Genomic DNA, 387 nt, shown 5'->3' with positions numbered 1-387 from the left:
ATTGCGCGTCTCGCATATCCGTTTTGCGCCCAGGCACATTCTTCATGTGGCGGGCATTCACTACCAGAATGTTGATCTGCCCATCAAAACAAGGTTCCAGCATTTCGTAAATGGGCTGCCAGTAGATCCCAGTGCTCTCCATAGCGACATAGCGGCACTCAGCTTCCAACACCCAATCCCGCAGCTTCCGCATTTCCGGGATGAGTGTGCTGAAGGAGCGGATCTCGATTTCCGGATCGGTGCCCAGCTCACCTTTGGCAAGACAGGCAACAATAACGTCACGATGAATGTCCAGTCCCATGGCGCAGGTCAATATGTCTTGCATCAAATCCCTCCCTGAACGATGCAGGCTGGGAATTGCCCGGGTGGGTATCCGAACTTTGCTAC

The 387-nt window shown here is 53.5% G+C and carries 1 protein-coding gene; it reads right to left on the bottom strand.

All coding sequences use genetic code 11. The features are described 5' to 3' along the window. A partial coding sequence (locus H7U37_RS16590) for an IS110 family transposase (protein ID WP_204877031.1) occupies positions 1–325 on the bottom strand: 325 nt, incomplete at its 3' end. Positions 326–387 lie beyond the last annotated feature (62 nt).

The organism is Pseudoflavonifractor phocaeensis (assembly GCF_016901735.1).
Lineage (GTDB): Bacteria > Bacillota > Clostridia > Oscillospirales > Oscillospiraceae > Pseudoflavonifractor_A.
This window is presented reverse-complemented; position numbering and strand designations above follow the sequence as displayed.